The 15,023-nt window shown below is 66.9% G+C and carries 10 protein-coding genes; 8 read left to right on the top strand and 2 right to left on the bottom strand.

The features are described from left to right. Positions 1-25: 25 nt before the first annotated feature. On the top strand, positions 26-2,356 hold the full coding sequence (locus UN84_RS10455) for an EAL domain-containing protein (RefSeq protein WP_046080199.1): 2,331 nt from the start codon (positions 26-28) through the stop codon (positions 2,354-2,356). 119 nt (positions 2,357-2,475) lie between these two features. Here the strand turns inward: UN84_RS10455 and UN84_RS10450 are convergent, their stop codons facing one another. Together UN84_RS10450 and mfd are read right to left on the bottom strand one after the other, a co-directional pair. Continuing rightward, positions 2,476-3,543 (bottom strand): L,D-transpeptidase family protein, encoded by a 1,068-nt coding sequence (locus UN84_RS10450; RefSeq protein ID WP_046080200.1) that lies wholly within the window; start codon positions 3,541-3,543, stop codon positions 2,476-2,478. A 101-nt stretch (positions 3,544-3,644) separates the two neighbouring features. After that, positions 3,645-7,094 (bottom strand): transcription-repair coupling factor, encoded by a 3,450-nt coding sequence (mfd, locus tag UN84_RS10445; protein ID WP_082090959.1) that lies wholly within the window; start codon positions 7,092-7,094, stop codon positions 3,645-3,647. 183 nt (positions 7,095-7,277) lie between these two features. On the opposite strand from mfd, the gene UN84_RS10440 reads away from it, so the two are divergent. From UN84_RS10440 to nqrF, 7 genes are all read left to right on the top strand, one after another. Beyond that, positions 7,278-8,741 (top strand): glyceraldehyde-3-phosphate dehydrogenase, encoded by a 1,464-nt coding sequence (locus UN84_RS10440; protein ID WP_035596136.1) that lies wholly within the window; start codon positions 7,278-7,280, stop codon positions 8,739-8,741. A gap of 293 nt (positions 8,742-9,034) precedes the next feature. After that, complete coding sequence (locus UN84_RS10435; protein WP_046080202.1) at positions 9,035-10,384, top strand: Na(+)-translocating NADH-quinone reductase subunit A; 1,350 nt, start codon at positions 9,035-9,037, stop codon at positions 10,382-10,384. Next, a complete protein-coding gene (locus UN84_RS10430) occupies positions 10,384-11,610 on the top strand; it encodes an NADH:ubiquinone reductase (Na(+)-transporting) subunit B (protein ID WP_046080203.1) in 1,227 nt (408 codons plus the stop codon). Before UN84_RS10435 ends, UN84_RS10430 begins: the two co-directional genes overlap by 1 nt. Continuing rightward, on the top strand, positions 11,610-12,419 hold the full coding sequence (locus UN84_RS10425; RefSeq protein WP_046080204.1) for a Na(+)-translocating NADH-quinone reductase subunit C: 810 nt from the start codon (positions 11,610-11,612) through the stop codon (positions 12,417-12,419). Before UN84_RS10430 ends, UN84_RS10425 begins: the two co-directional genes overlap by 1 nt. 2 nt (positions 12,420-12,421) lie before the next feature. After that, on the top strand, positions 12,422-13,090 hold the full coding sequence (locus UN84_RS10420; protein WP_046080205.1) for an NADH:ubiquinone reductase (Na(+)-transporting) subunit D: 669 nt from the start codon (positions 12,422-12,424) through the stop codon (positions 13,088-13,090). A gap of 1 nt (position 13,091) precedes the next feature. Next, positions 13,092-13,709 carry an NADH:ubiquinone reductase (Na(+)-transporting) subunit E gene (gene nqrE, locus UN84_RS10415; protein WP_046080206.1) on the top strand — a complete coding sequence of 206 codons (618 nt, stop codon included), beginning with the start codon at positions 13,092-13,094 and terminating at the stop codon, positions 13,707-13,709. A 69-nt stretch (positions 13,710-13,778) separates the two neighbouring features. Further along, the gene (gene nqrF / locus UN84_RS10410; RefSeq protein WP_046080207.1) at positions 13,779-15,011 is read left to right on the top strand and encodes an NADH:ubiquinone reductase (Na(+)-transporting) subunit F; all 1,233 of its coding nucleotides are present in this window, start codon (positions 13,779-13,781) and stop codon (positions 15,009-15,011) included. Positions 15,012-15,023 lie beyond the last annotated feature (12 nt).

The raw sequence follows: 15,023 nt of genomic DNA, 5'->3' as shown, positions 1-15,023 counted from the left end.
TGGCGTCGCGGTGCCGAGTTGGGCCGTGGTCACCACCGTGGCCATTGCGCCGGGCGAGCCGGGCGGGCGGCTGGATCGCCAACTGCTGAGTGAGCTCGACGATCGCCTGGAGGCTAGGGACGGCCCGGGTGCGCTGCGGGTGCTGTACCTGGAAGACGGCGAGGTCTCCACGGACGAGCTGCGCCGGAAGCTGGATGAGCGCGACCTGGCCGATGTGCCCCGGGTGATCCTGCTCCACGATGCGGCGATTGCCACCTATCGTGAACTGGGCGCTTCCGGGGCGAGTCCATCGCGGCGACTGGCGGCCTACGGCGCCTTCTCTCCGGCCAATCGCCATTGGCTACGCCAGCAAGGCGCCGGACACCTCGATCTGCTGCCGGTGCTGCGGCGTCATCTGAGCTGGGTGCGCCACGGCACCGAGGCCAGGCGGCTCGTGGGTTGGGTGACGCAAGACGCCCCGCTGCTGTCATTGGGCGATCGGCTGATCGAGGGCTCGGCTCGGTTGGACGCGGTGAAGGTGCTGGGGCGGGACGCGCCGGTCGCGGGGGAGGCCACCGAACAGCTGCTGCTGGGTCTGCCCGGCAGGTTGCAGCGACAGCAGGCCGCCGAGGTGCTGGGCAGCCGTCGAGGCGCCTGGTGTCTGATGCCCGAGTGGCTGGCCGACGGCTGCTTCGGCGGCGTGCAGCCGGACATCGCGGGCGTGGCCGATGGCCTGCTGCGCCGACTCGATCAGGGGGGCAATGCGACGGCGCCGGCGGCGCCGCGGCTGGACTATGCCGCGCGCGGACGGCTGTCGCCCGAGCTGCGTGACGGCGTACGCTACCTCAACGTGCCGGCCACGGAAGTCGGGCGCCGCAGCCTGGGAGAGCGCCTGCTGCTCGGTGCGCTGCTGGTGGGCGCCGGTGCGCTGGTGGCCCTGGGGGGCGCCCTCGGGGCTGAGCGTCATCGACGGCGCCAGCGTGAGCGCTTCGGCTTCGATGAATTGACCGGGCTGCCGGGGCGCCCGCGCCTCGAGAAGCGCATGCAGCGTTACCTGAACAGCCAGCATCCCTTCCAGCTGTGCTGGATCGGCTTCGACCGGCTCGATGGTCTGCAGGACACGCTGGGGCCGGAAGGCACCCGTGAGGCCGTCAGGCGGATCGTCAAGCGCCTGCGGCGCGTCGCTCGCGGGGAAGGCTATGTGGTGCGCCTCGAGGGCGATGTCTTCGCCGTCATGAGTTTCCTGCCGGTACGCGAGCGGGGGGAATCGCCGGCCGGGATGATGTTTGCCGAGCGCCTCCAGGAAAGTCTCTCTGCTCCCTTCCATGTGGGTAACGCCGACCGCCTGCTGCTGCCGCGGATCGGGATCGCTCGCTCCTCGGCGGACAGCACGCCGTTCAGTCTGCTCGAGGAGGCTCAGGGGGCCGCCCGCCAGGTGCTGCGTGGGGGCGAGCGTCGCCCCCGTGAGCTGGTGGCCGAGGCGGCGGCGCCCGAGGAGCGCAGCCTGGCGCTGACCGAGGCACTGGCGAGTCTGTCCGGCGAGGCCCTGTCCGAGCAGCTGATGCTGGCGGTCGAGCCGCGTTTCCTGCTGGCCGATCGACGCTGCTGCGGCGGGGAATTTCGTGCCCGCTGGCGGCATGCGACATGGGGCGAGGTGCCCGGGAAGGAGCTGATGCGGCTGGCCGAGGCCGCGGGGCGGCGCGCGCTGCTGGATCGCACGCTCTGCGGGATGGCCCTGGACGCCCTGGCGCATTCCGGGCTGCCCGTCGAGGCGCCGCAGGGACCGCGTTCCGCGCGCCCCGTCTGGACACTGCCGCTGGGACTGGCCCAGCTGACCGATGCCGGCTTCATCGACGGCCTGAGTGAGCGCTGTGAGGCGTTGGGGCTGACGCCGGACTGCGTCGAGCTGCAGTGGCATGGTGCGGAGCTGGGGGAATCCTGGCCGCTGCAGTCGGCGATTCGCTACTGCCGGGAACGCGGCTTCGGCGTGGCGCTCAAGGGGCTGGTGCATTCCCGCCAGGCGCTGGATGCGATCTTCCGTCAGCCGCTGTCGCGACTGGTGCTCGAGCCGCGGCTCATGCGCGGCGTACCCAGCGATCAGGCGTCGATCCTGCTGACCAAGAGCCTGCGTGACATGGCCAAGCTGGCCGGGCGCCATATCACCGTGACCGGGGTGGCGACCTCGGATCAGCTGGTGGCGATTCGCGGCATGAACTTCGTCTCGGTGCAGGGCCCGCTGTTCGGGGAGGTGCAGTCGATCGAGGCGCTGGTGGACCGCCTGGCGGCCGGCGAGGCGGCGGAGACGGCCCGCGACGAGGACCCCGGGGCGGGCGACGAGGCCAGCCGCAGCGCGGAAGCCAATCGTGGGCAGGAATAGAAGATGTGAGTCACGGAAAGGAAGAGGGTGAGGCCGAATCGTTATCGGCACGGCCTCGGAAACGCGCAGGGCCCGGCAATTGCCGGGCCCTGTCGTCGTTGCGGCGGGATGTTCGCGAGTCAGCCCCGTGACGCTTCTTCCTCGCCGGCATCATCGTTGGCGGCGATCAGCTGCAGCTGCTCATAGAAGCGAGGTGCAGGCTCGGGGGCCGGTGCCGGCTCGGGGGGCGTTTCCAGGGCGACGGGCATGCCGCCCGGCACTTCCACGACCTCGCGCAGCCGCGAGTAGTCCACCGCATAGTCGAGCCCCTCGGTGCTGGCGTCGACCTGATCCAGGGCCTCGGTGACGCGCTGGATGGTGGTGCCCTGCTTGTCGTCCAGGTAGGGGTAGGCCTGGACGTAGAGCGTGCCGTCGGACCAGCCCAGCTTGAAGCTCTCGTTGATGATGCGCACCTGGGTGCCTACCGAGACCTGGTCGAACAGGGTCTCTACATCCTCGGGCAGCATGCGCACGCAGCCGTGGGAGACCCGCATGCCCACGCCCTCCGGCTTGTTGGTGCCGTGGATCAGATAGCCCGGAATCCCGAGGCGCATCTTGCGCGTGCCCAGCGGGTTGTCGGGCCCGGCGGGCACCACGCTCGGCAGCGGGTCGCCGGCCTCGGCGTGTTCCCGGCGGATCGATTCCGGCGGATACCAGGCCGGATTGCGGACCATCTGGGTGATGGTGGTGTTGCCCAGCGGCGTCTCCCAGTCCTGGCGGCCCACGCCCAGCGGGTAGGTCTGGACGATGCGCCGTTCGCCGTCCTCGGCCGGCGGATAGTAGTAGAGCCGCATCTCGGCGACGTTGATCACGATGTCGTTACGCGGGGCGTCGGGCAGGATGAACTGACCGGGGATCGTCACCTCGGTGCCTTCGCCGGGGTACCAGACGCTGACGTCGGGGTTGGCCCGGACCATGGCGCGATAGCCGATGCCGTACTCGTGGCCGATGTCGATCAGGGTGTCTTCCTTGTCGGCCTCGACGGTGAAGACCTCGCCGACCAGGTCGCCTTCCTCGGGCAGATAATAGTAGCCGCGGGGCAGGTCCTCGCTGGCCTGCAGCGGGGCGGCGAGGGCGGTGGTCAGCCCGACCAGCAGGGTCGCGCGGGCCACGGTGCTGCGCAGGGGTGAAGGGATCATCTTGGTCATGTCTCGAATCGGGGGCGTCAGGGGGCGCTTCGCTCGCGCGGAGCGGCCATGTCGTTAGAGTGCCCGAGGTGGCGACGGTTCGCCAGTCGCCACCTCGGACTTCAGGCGGCTTCGGCCTTGCGGTTGAAGTGGTCGAGCAGCGCCTCGACCGCCGAGAAGCGTGCCTCTTCGGCTTCCATGTCGGCCTCGAAGCGCAGCGTGTCGGCACCCTCGAGGCGATAGCGATCGGGCTGGCGCTGGATCATCTCCACCAGCGTCAGCGGGTCGACGCCGGTGTGGCCGGCGAAGATCACCCGGCCCTTCTCGGGGCCGGCCTCCAGGCGAGCGATGCCCAACCGCTCGGCCCGCTGGCGCAGGCGGGTCTGGCGCAGCAGGGTCTTGACCGGTGCCGGCAGCAGCCCGAAGCGGTCGATCATCTCCACCTGTAGCTCCTTGAGCTCGGCCTCGGTCTCGGCGCCGGCGATGCGCTTGTACATCACCAGTCGCTGCTGGACGTCGTGGAGGTAGTCGTCCGGAATCAGCGCCGGCAGGTTGAGGCTGACTTCCACGCCGTCGTCGAGGGGCGCCTCGATATTGGGCGTCTTGCCCTCGCGGATCGCCTTGACGGCGCGATCGAGCATCTGCATGTAGAGGCTGTAGCCGAGCGCCTCCATCTGGCCGCTCTGCTCCTCGCCGAGTAGTTCGCCGGCGCCGCGGATCTCCATGTCGTGGCTGGCCAGGGTGAAGCCGGCCCCCAGGTCCTCGGCCTGGCCGATGGCCTCCAGGCGTTTCACGGCATCCTTGGTCATGGTCCGGGGCGGCGGCGCCAGCAGATAGGCGTAGGCCTGGTGGTGGCTGCGCCCGACCCGGCCGCGCAGCTGGTGCAGCTGGGCCAGGCCGAACTTGTCGGCGCGCTCGATGACGATGGTGTTGGCACTGGGCACGTCGATGCCGGTCTCGATGATGGTCGAGCACACCAGCACGTTGAAGCGCTTGTGATAGAAGTCCGACATCACCCGCTCCAGGGCGCGTTCGGGCAGCTGGCCGTGGGCCACGCCGACCCGCGCCTCGGGCACCAGCGAGCGCACCGTCTCCGCGGCGGTCTCGATGGTCTTGACTTCGTTATGCAGGAAGTAGACCTGGCCGCCGCGCAGGATCTCGCGCAGGATCGCTTCCTTGATCACCGCCTCGTCGCGCTGCTGGACGAAGGTCTTCACCGACAGCCGGCGGGCCGGTGGGGTGGCGATGATCGACAGGTCGCGGATGCCGCTCATGGCCATGTTGAGGGTGCGGGGAATCGGCGTGGCGGTGAGCGTGAGGATGTCGACCTCGGCGCGCAGGCCCTTGAGTCGCTCCTTCTGGGCGACGCCGAAGCGGTGCTCCTCGTCGATGATCAGCAGGCCCATCTTGGGGAAGCGCATCGACTTGGAGAGCAGCTTGTGGGTGCCGATGACGATGTCGGCCTGGCCGTCCTCGATACGCTTGGCGGCCGCGCTCTGGCCCTGACCGCCGGTGAAGCGCGAGATCAGCTCGATGTTGACCGCGGTGTCGGCGAAGCGGTCGCGGAAGTTCTCGTAGTGCTGGCGGGCGAGCAGGGTGGTGGGCACCAGCACGACGACCTGCTGGCCGGAGTGCACCGCCAGGAAGGCGGCGCGCATCGCCACCTCGGTCTTGCCGAAGCCGACGTCGCCGCAGACCACGCGGTCCATGGGGCGGGGGGCCGTCATGTCGCCGACCACCGCCTCGATGGCGGCGCGCTGGTCGGGCGTTTCCTCGAAGGGAAAGCTGGCAGCGAAGCGGGCGTACTCGGCGTCCGGCGCCTCGCAGGCGAAGCCTTCCCGGGCCTCGCGGCGGGCGTAGACGTCGAGCAGTTCGGCGGCGGTGTCGCGGATGCGCTCGGCGGCCTTCTTCTTGGCCTTGTCCCACTGCTCGGAGCCGAGCCGGTGCAGCGGCGCCAGCTCGTCGTCGACGCCGGCGTAGCGCGAGATCAGGTGCAGGCTGTCCACCGGCACGTAGAGCCTGGCGCCGTCGGCGTATTCCAGGGTGACGAACTCCGCCGCCTGGCCGCCGGCCTCCAGCGTCTCGAGGCCCTTGTAGCGGCCGACGCCGTGGGCCTGGTGGACCACCGGGGCACCGGGCTTGAGCTCGGCCAGGTGGCGGATCGCCAGCTCGTTGTCGTCGGTGGCCTTCTCGCGGCGGCGGCTCTGCCGCACCACCTCGCCGTAGAGCTCGGTCTCGCCGATCACGGCGATATCCGGCGACGTGAGCCACAGGCCGGCGTCGATGGTGCCCTCGGTGATGGCGGTGCGCTGATCGCTGTCGAGGAAGGCCGCGAAGTCGTCGACGTGGGGCAGGGGCAGGTTCAGCGGCGCGAGCGTTTCCTCGAGGGCCTCGCGGCGGCCGCGGGACTCGGCCACGAACAGCACCCGGGTGGCGTCGTGCTGGGCGAGGAAGTCCTCGAGTTCGGCCAGCGGGCGCTTGGCCCGGGCATTGACCGGCAGGTTCGGGGCCGGCCGCGCCGCCGGTACCTGGGCATGGCGGTGCTCGGTGTCGTCGGTGAGCTCGACCCGCGGATGGCGCTTGATGGCGCCGAATGCCTCGGCCACCGGCACGAAGGCGCGGTGGGGCGGCAGCAGCGGCCGCGTCGGATCGACGCCCAGGTTCTCGTAGCGGCTCTCGATGGCCGCCCAGTGGTGCTCGGCGGCCTCGAACACGCCGGGCAGCAGCGCCACCCGAGTGCCCTCGGCCAGATGATCGAACAGCGTCGCCGTTTCGTCGAAGAACAGCGGCAGGTACTGCTCGAGGCCGGGGGAGGGGATGCCCTTGAGGGCATCGACGTAGAGCGGGCACTGGCGCGGGTCGACGTCGAACAGCGTCTCGAAGCCCTCGCGGAAGCAGGCGATGGCGCCGCGCGACAGCGAGTACTCGTGGGCCGGCAGCAGCTCGACGCGCTCGACCCTGTCGGCGCTGCGCTGGGTGTCGGGATCGAAGTGACGCAGGGTGTCGATCTCGTCGTCGAACAGGTCGATGCGCAGCGGCGTCTCGTAGCCCATCGGGAAAAGGTCGATCAGCGCGCCGCGCAGGGCGTATTCGCCGGGCTCATAGACGGTTTCCACGGCGCGATAGCCGGCCCGCGACAGGCGGTCGCGGAAGCCTTCGCGGTCCAGCGTGGTGCCCACCTCGAGGGTCATCACCCGGCCGGCGATATAGTCCACCGGCGGCAGGCGCTGCATCAGGGTGTTGATCGGCACCAGCACGATGCCGTGCTCGCCGTCCTGAAGGCGGCGCAGGGTGCGCAGCCGTGCCGAGACGATGTCCTGGTGGGGCGAGAAGCTGTCGTAGGGCAGCGTTTCCCAGTCGGGGAAGGGCAGCACCGGCAGTCGTGAATAGAAGGCCAGGTCGTCTTCCAGGCGCTGGGCGGCGGCGGTGTCGGCGGTGACCACCAGCAGCGGCGCATCCTCGGCGAGGTGCGCCAGGGCCAGGGCGGTCGCGCTGCCGGGTGGCGTCTGCCAGTAGAGGGTGTCGCGAAGGCCCGTGGGGCGGGGTGGGTCGAGAGGCGAGAAGGTCGGCATGGGCGTCGCTTGCATCGTGTCCAATGGGTGACTGGAGGGCATCATAACAGCCCGGTCGCGTCATGTAGTGAAACCCGAATTCCTGTAAATCCCCTACAGCGTCTGCGACCATCCCGCGATTGCCCCCTGGTGCTTGGCCTCGGATAATGCCTCACGAATCTCAACCCCACGGAGAGGCCCCACGTGAGTCAGCAACCCCTCGATACCGTCTTCCAGGAATGGCACGACAACCAGGCGCTCGCCGAGCAGATGATCCCGATGATCGGCAGCCTGTACCGTCACAACAACGTCGTGACTACCCTGTACGGGCGTTCGCTGTTCAACCGCAGCGTGATTCGCATCCTCAAGGACCACCGGTTCGTGCGCAAGATCGAGGGCACCGAGCTGTCCGTTCAGGACACCTTCCCGCTGGTCAAGGCCATGACCGAGTTGAACCTGGGGCCGGCCCACGTCGACGTGGGCAAGCTGGGTGTGGCCTACAAGAAGCAGGGTGGTGGCGATGCGGTGGCCTTCCTGCGCCGCGAGCTGGCCGAGATCGTCGATGGTCATTGCAAGGATACCGGTAACGGCGAGCCGAAGGACGTGGTGCTCTACGGTTTCGGCCGTATCGGCCGCATCCTGGCGCGGGTGCTGGTCGAGAAGGCCGGCGGTGGCAATCTGCTGCGCCTGCGGGCCATCGTGGTGCGCGGCCGCGGCGACATCGCCAAGGACCTGGAGAAGCGAGCCAGCCTGCTGCGCCGCGACAGCGTCCACGGGCCCTTCGACGGCACCATCAGCGTCGATCCGGAAGCCCGCACCCTGACCGCCAACGGCAACGTCATCAAGGTGATCTACGCCGATTCGCCGTCCGAGATCGACTACACCGAGTACGGCATCAACAACGCCGTGGTGGTCGACAACACCGGCATCTGGCGCGACGAGGACGGCCTGGGCCAGCACCTGGCCTGCAAGGGCGTGGCCAAGGCGCTGCTGACCGCACCGGGCAAGGGCGACCTCAAGAACATCGTCTACGGCATCAATCATCAGGACATCAGCGACGATGACCGCATCATCTCGGCCGCGTCCTGTACCACCAATGCCATCGTGCCGGCCCTCAAGGCGCTGAACGACGAGTACGGCATCGTCCATGGCCACGTCGAGACGGTGCACTCCTACACCAACGACCAGAACCTGATCGACAACTACCACAAGGGCGACCGCCGCGGCCGCAGTGCGCCGCTCAACATGGTGCTGACCGAAACCGGGGCCGCCAAGGCAGTAGCCAAGGCGCTGCCGGAGCTGGGCGGCAAGCTGACCGGCAACGCCATCCGCGTGCCGACGCCCAACGTCTCCATGGCGATCCTCAACCTGACCCTGGAGCGCGAGACCGACGTCGAGGCCCTGAACGACTACCTGCGCCGCATGTCGATCGACTCTCAGTATCAGAAGCAGATCGACTACGTCGACTCCCCCGAGGTGGTGTCCACCGACTTCGTCGGCAATCGTCACGCCGGCATCGTCGACGCCCAGGCGACCATCGCCAACGGCAACCATGCCGTCCTCTACGTGTGGTACGACAACGAGTTCGGCTACAGCTGCCAGGTGATCCGTATCCTGCAGCACATTTCCAACGTGGCCTTCCTCAAGCTGCCCCACGCTCAGGGCTGAGCCTTCCCGGCCCGTCGCACCCCGCCCCGGCCGTCGGCCGGGGCCTCCCCAACCGCCTCTCCCTCAACGCTTTTTCCACCCTTCTGCGACACTTCGCCACTTGCCCCCGATGGACTTCTGCGACCTTCCGGCAGGTAGTCATTCCACTGGCTTCTCTTTATAATGCGGGGGATTTTTCGGGGTGGTTCGAGTTCGCCTCGGGCCCGACTGGTTACATTCTGAACAACTCACAAGAATCCGATCCAATCGCACCCCTTTCCTTCGTATATCAGATCCATCAACTGGGCGAGACTATGATCGAAGTCAAGAAAGGCCTGGATCTCCCCATCACGGGAGCCCCGGAGCAGCGTGTCGAAGACGCGCGTCCGGTGCGCCACGTGGCGGTTCTCGGTACCGACTACATCGGCATGAAGCCGACCATGGAGGTTCGAGAGGGGGACAAGGTCAAGCTGGGCGACCTGCTGTTCACGGACAAGAAGATCGATGGCGTGCGCTTCACGGCGCCGGCCGGCGGTGAAGTCGTCGCCATCAACCGCGGTGAGAAGCGCAGGCTGCTGTCCGTGGTGATCAAGGTCGACGAGTCCGAAGACGCAGTGGAATTCGCCTCCTACAGCCGTGACAAGCTGGCCTCCCTGGAGCGTCAGGCAGTGGTCGACCAGCTGGTCGAATCCGGTCTCTGGACCGCGCTGCGCACCCGTCCCTTCTCCCGCACGCCGGCCATCGATGGTGTGCCGAACGACATCTTCGTCACCGCCATCGATACCCATCCGCTGTCCGCCGACCCCGCCACGATCGTCCAGGCCGAGTCCCAGGCCTTCGAGGACGGCCTCAAGGTGCTGACGCGTCTGACAGAAGGCAAGGTCTTCCTGTGCGGCGCGCAGGGCGCAGAGCTCCCGGGAGGCGACGTTCAGGGCGTGCAGGCTGAGAGCTTCGGCGGCCCGCATCCGGCCGGCCTGGTGGGCACGCACATCCATCATCTCTCGCCCGTGGGCCTGCAGAAGAAGGTCTGGCACATCGGCTACCAGGACGTCATCGCCTTCGGCAAGCTGTTCACCGAGGGCAAGCTCGACGTCAGCCGCGTGGTGGCCGTGGGCGGTCCGCGTGCCGAGCAGCCGCGCCTGCTGCGCACCCGTGTCGGGGCCAGTACCGAAGAGCTGCTGGCCGGCGAGGTCCGCGAGCCCGATGACACGCGAGTGATCTCCGGTTCGGTGTTCTCCGGTTTCACCGCCGAGGGCAGCCTGCGCTACGTGGGTCGCTTCAACACCCAGCTCAGTCTGCTCGAGGAAGGCAACAAGCGCAGCTTCATGGGCTGGCTGTCGCCGGGTTCGAACCGCCATTCGGTGCTGGGCATCTACCTGTCGCGCATCAAGGGCCTCAAGAACTACGCACCGACCACCTCCACCAACGGGTCCGAGCGGGCCATGGTGCCGGTAGGGGCCTACGAGGAAGTGATGCCGCTGGACATCCTGCCCACCCAGCTGCTGCGCTCGCTGATCGTCGGCGACATCGAGACCGCCATGCAGCTCGGTTGCCTGGAGCTGGATGAGGAGGACCTGGCGCTGTGCACCTACGTGTGCCCCGGCAAGTACGAGTATGGTCCCATCCTGCGCGATAACCTCACCATGATCGAGAAAGAGGCCTGATGATGGGTATCCGACAGACACTCGAGAATCTCGAGCCGCACTTTCACAAGGGCGGCAAATACGAGAAGTTCTACCCGCTTTTCGAGGCGGTGGACACCATCTTCTACACGCCGCCCAGCGTCGCCAAGACCACGGCCCACGTGCGTGACGGCATCGACCTGAAGCGCATCATGATCACGGTGTGGCTCTGCACCTTCCCGGCCATGTTCTTCGGCATGTGGAACGCCGGCTGGCAGGCCAACGTGGCCATCGCCGACGGCTTCGGCGCCGCCGGCGGCTGGCGCGAGGCCATCGTCATGACCCTGGCGGGCGGCCACGACCCGGCGAGCCTGTGGGGCAACTTCGTGCTTGGTGCCACCTACTTCCTGCCGATCTACCTGGTGACATTCGCGGTCGGTGGCTTCTGGGAAGTGCTGTTCGCCGTCAAGCGCGGCCACGAGGTCAACGAGGGCTTCTTCGTCACCTCCGTGCTGTATGCCCTGATCCTGCCGGCCACCATCCCGCTGTGGCAGGTGGCGCTCGGCATCACCTTCGGCGTGGTGATCGGCAAGGAGATCTTCGGCGGCACCGGCAAGAACTTCCTCAACCCGGCGCTGACCGGTCGTGCCTTCCTGTACTTCGCCTATCCGGCACAGATCTCCGGCGACTCCGTGTGGGTGGCCGCCGATGGCTACACCGGCGCCACCGCGCTCTCCACCGCCTTCCAGAGCGGCATGAGCGCGCTGACCGACCAGTTCAGCTGGTGGGACGCCTTCTACGGCTTCATCCCGGGCTCGGTGGGCGAGACCTCGACGCTGGCCATCCTGATCGGCGCCGCGGTGCTGCTGTGGACCAAGATCGCGTCCTGGCGGATCATGCTGGGCGTGTTCCTGGGCATGGTGGCGACCAGCCTGCTGTTCAACCTGGTCGGCTCCGACACCAATCCGATGTTCGCCATGCCGTGGTACTGGCACCTGGTGATCGGCGGCTTCGCCTTCGGCATGGTGTTCATGGCCACTGACCCGGTCTCCGCCTCCATGACCAACCAGGGCCGCTTCATCTTCGGTGCCCTGATCGGTGTCATGACCGTGCTGATCCGCGTCGTCAACCCGGCCTTCCCGGAGGGCATCATGCTGGCGATCCTGTTCGCCAACCTGTTCGCCCCGCTGATCGACCACTTCTTTGTTCAGGCCAACATCAAGCGCCGCCAGCAGCGCACCGGTGTGCCGGCCGAGGAGAACGCCTGATGGCACAGAGCAACAACTCCATCAAGAAGATCCTGACGGTGGCGTTCGCACTTTGCATCGTGTGTTCGGTGATCGTCTCCACCGCCGCGGTCGGCCTGCGTGCCAAGCAGCAGCTCAACCAGGAGCTCGACCGCAAGTCGAACATCCTCGACGTGGCGGGGCTCTATGAGCCCGGCACCGACGTCGAGGAGGCCTTCGAACAGGTCACGCCGCGGGTCGTCGACCTGCGCAGCGGCGAGTACACCGACCAGTTCGATGCGGCTACCTACGACAGCTTCCAGGCGGCCCGCGATCCGGCCCAGTCCCGTACCCTTTCCGGGGAGAAGGACATCGCCGGCCTGTCGCGCCAGGAGAACTACACTACCGTCTACCTGGTCGGCGACCCGGACGATCCCGAGCAGATCATCCTGCCGGTGCGGGGCCAGGGCCTGTGGGGCCTGATGCGCGGTTACCTGGCGGTGCAGGGCGATGGCAACACCATCGAAGGCATCACCTTCTACTCTCACTCCGAGACCCCGGGTCTCGGCGGCGAGGTCGACAACCCGCGCTGGAAGGCTCAGTGGGACGGCAAGGAGATCTTCGCCGAGGCCGACAGCGTCCAGCCTGACATCGCTCTCGTGAAAGGCGGCGCCAGCGGCGAGACCGAGGTCGACGCGCTCTCCGGCGCCTCGCTGACCAGCAAGGGCGTCACCAACCTCCTGCAGTTCTGGCTGAGCCCCGAGGGCTTCGGCGAGTACCTCGCCCGGTTCCGCAGCGGCATCGAGCGTGAGACCGTGCAGGATGCCTCCACCGACACTGAAGGAGCCTGATGATGTCTGCACCGACTCCCAAGGGCGTCCTGGTAACGCCGATCTTCAAGAACAACCCCATCGCGCTGCAGATCCTGGGGATCTGCTCCGCGCTGGCGGTGACCAGCAGCATGAGCGTGTCGCTGGTCATGTCCCTGGCGGTGATCTTCGTCACCTCGCTGTCGAACTTCTTCGTCTCGCTGATCCGCAACCACATTCCGTCGTCGATCCGCATCATCGTGCAGATGACGATCATCGCCTCGCTGGTGATCGTGGTGGACCAGATCCTCAAGGCCTATGCCTATGAGATGTCCAAGCAGCTGTCGGTCTTCGTCGGCCTGATCATCACCAACTGCATCGTGATGGGCCGCGCCGAAGGCTTCGCCATGACTAACGGCCCGGGCCTGTCCTTCCTGGACGGCGTGGGCAACGGCATCGGCTACGGCTTCATCCTGATGACCGTCGGCTTCTTCCGCGAGCTGTTCGGTTCCGGCAGCGTGTTCGGCTTCACCGTGCTCGAGACCGTGCAGAACGGTGGCTGGTACGTGCCCAACGGCCTGATGCTGCTGCCGCCGTCCGCGTTCTTCATCATCGGCCTGATCATCTGGGTGCTGCGTGCCATCAACCCGGAACAGGTCGAGGAAAACGAGTTCAAGATGAAGGAAAACACCCAGCCGAAGGAGGCCGTGTAAGATGCAACACTATCTGAGCCTGTTCGTCGCCTCGGTCTTCGTCGAGAACATGGCCCTGGCGTTCTTCCTGGGCATGTGTACCTTCCTGGCGGTGTCCAAGAAGGTCTCCTCGGCCTTCGGCCTGGGCATCGCGGTCATCGTGGTGCTGACCATCACCGTGCCGGTCAACAACCTGTTGCTGACCTACCTGCTCGAAGAGGGTGCCCTGACCTGGACCGGTCTGGCCGGGGCCGAGAACATCGACCTGTCGTTCCTCGGCTACCTGAGCTACATCGGCGTGATCGCGGCCATCGTGCAGATTCTCGAGATGTTCCTCGACAAGTACGTGCCGGCGCTCTACAACGCCCTGGGCGTGTTCCTGCCGCTGATCACCGTGAACTGCGCGATCCTCGGTGCGACCCTGTTCATGTCCGAGCGCAACTATGACCTCGGTGAATCCGTGGTCTACGGCCTCGGCGCCGGGGTGGGCTGGGCACTGGCCATCACCGCGCTGGCCGGTATCCGCGAGAAGCTCAAGTACAGTGACGTGCCGGCCTCCCTGCAGGGCCTGGGCATCACCTTCATCACGGTGGGCCTGATGTCGCTGGGCTTCATGTCCTTCTCCGGCATCCAGCTCTGAGGCGGCTTCCGGCGGCGCGTGTGGCGCGCCGCCGGTGTGACCAGTCAATGCTAGCAATAGGAAACCGACATGGTTGATACAACAGTCATCTTGCTCGGTGTGGTCATGTTCACCGTGATCATCATCGGTCTGACGGCGGTGATCCTGGCCGCCCGCAGCAAGCTCGTCAGCACCGGGGACGTGACCATCGAGATCAACGAAGATCCCGATCACACCCTGACCACCCAGGCCGGCGGCAAGCTGCTGAACACCCTGGCCGCCAACGGCATCTTCCTGTCCTCCGCCTGTGGTGGTGGCGGCTCCTGCGCCCAGTGCCGGTGCCGCGTGGAAGAGGGCGGTGGCTCCATCCTGCCCACCGAGGAGTCCCACTTCACTCTGCGCGAGAAGAAGGAAGGCTGGCGCCTGTCCTGCCAGGTGCCGGTGAAGCAGGACATGAAGATCGAGGTGCCCGAGGAGGTCTTCGGCGTCAAGAAGTGGGAATGCGAGGTCATCGAGAACCCCAACGTCGCCACCTTCATCAAGGAGCTCAACCTGCGTCTGCCCGAAGGCGAGGACGTGGCCTTCCGTGCCGGCGGCTACGTGCAGCTGGTGGCGCCGCCCTATGACGTCAAGTTCTCCGACTTCGACATCGAGGAAGAGTACCGCGGCGACTGGGAGAAGTTCGGGCTGTTCAACGTCTCCCACAAGAACGACGAGGAAATCATCCGGGCCTATTCCATGGCGAACTACCCGGAAGAGAAGGGCATCCTCAAGTTCAATATCCGTATCGCCACGCCCCCGCCCAACACCAACCATCCGCCGGGCCTGATGTCCACCTACGTCTTCAGCCTGAAGCCGGGTGACAAGGTCACGGTGATGGGGCCCTTCGGCGAGTTCTTCGCCAAGGACACCGACGCCGAAATGGTGTTCGTGGGCGGCGGTGCCGGCATGGCGCCGATGCGCAGCCACATCTTCGACCAGCTCAAGCGTCTCGATACCAAGCGCAAGATCAGCTTCTGGTACGGCGCGCGCTCCTGGCGCGAGACCTTCTACAACGAAGAGTACGACCAGCTGGCCGAGGAGCACGACAACTTCGACTGGCATCTGGCGCTGTCCGATCCGCAGCCCGAGGACAACTGGGAAGGCCCGACGGGCTTCATCCACAACGTCCTCTACGAGAACTACCTCAAGGACCATCCGGCTCCCGAGGACTGCGAGTTCTACATGTGCGGACCGCCCATGATGAACGCCTCCGTGATCAAGATGCTGCTGGATCTCGGGGTCGAACCCGAGAACATCATGCTCGACGACTTCGGCGGCTGATCGCCCCACGGC

Source organism: Halomonas sp. HG01 (genome assembly GCF_000968715.2).
GTDB classification, from domain to species: Bacteria; Pseudomonadota; Gammaproteobacteria; order Pseudomonadales; family Halomonadaceae; genus Halomonas; species Halomonas halophila.
This window is presented reverse-complemented; position numbering and strand designations above follow the sequence as displayed.

Excerpts from the sequence above, each read along its gene's own strand:
- UN84_RS10450 (WP_046080200.1), bottom strand. The coding sequence starts at position 3,543 with ATGACCAAGATGATCCCTTCACCCCTGCGCAGCACCGTGGCCCGCGCG.
- UN84_RS10425 (WP_046080204.1), top strand. The coding sequence starts at position 11,610 with ATGGCACAGAGCAACAACTCCATCAAGAAGATCCTGACGGTGGCGTTC.
- nqrE (WP_046080206.1), top strand. The coding sequence starts at position 13,092 with ATGCAACACTATCTGAGCCTGTTCGTCGCCTCGGTCTTCGTCGAGAAC.
- nqrF (WP_046080207.1), top strand. The coding sequence starts at position 13,779 with ATGGTTGATACAACAGTCATCTTGCTCGGTGTGGTCATGTTCACCGTG.
- UN84_RS10430 (WP_046080203.1), top strand. The coding sequence starts at position 10,384 with ATGATGGGTATCCGACAGACACTCGAGAATCTCGAGCCGCACTTTCAC.
- UN84_RS10435 (WP_046080202.1), top strand. The coding sequence starts at position 9,035 with ATGATCGAAGTCAAGAAAGGCCTGGATCTCCCCATCACGGGAGCCCCG.
- mfd (WP_082090959.1), bottom strand. The coding sequence starts at position 7,094 with ATGCCGACCTTCTCGCCTCTCGACCCACCCCGCCCCACGGGCCTTCGC.
- UN84_RS10420 (WP_046080205.1), top strand. The coding sequence starts at position 12,422 with ATGTCTGCACCGACTCCCAAGGGCGTCCTGGTAACGCCGATCTTCAAG.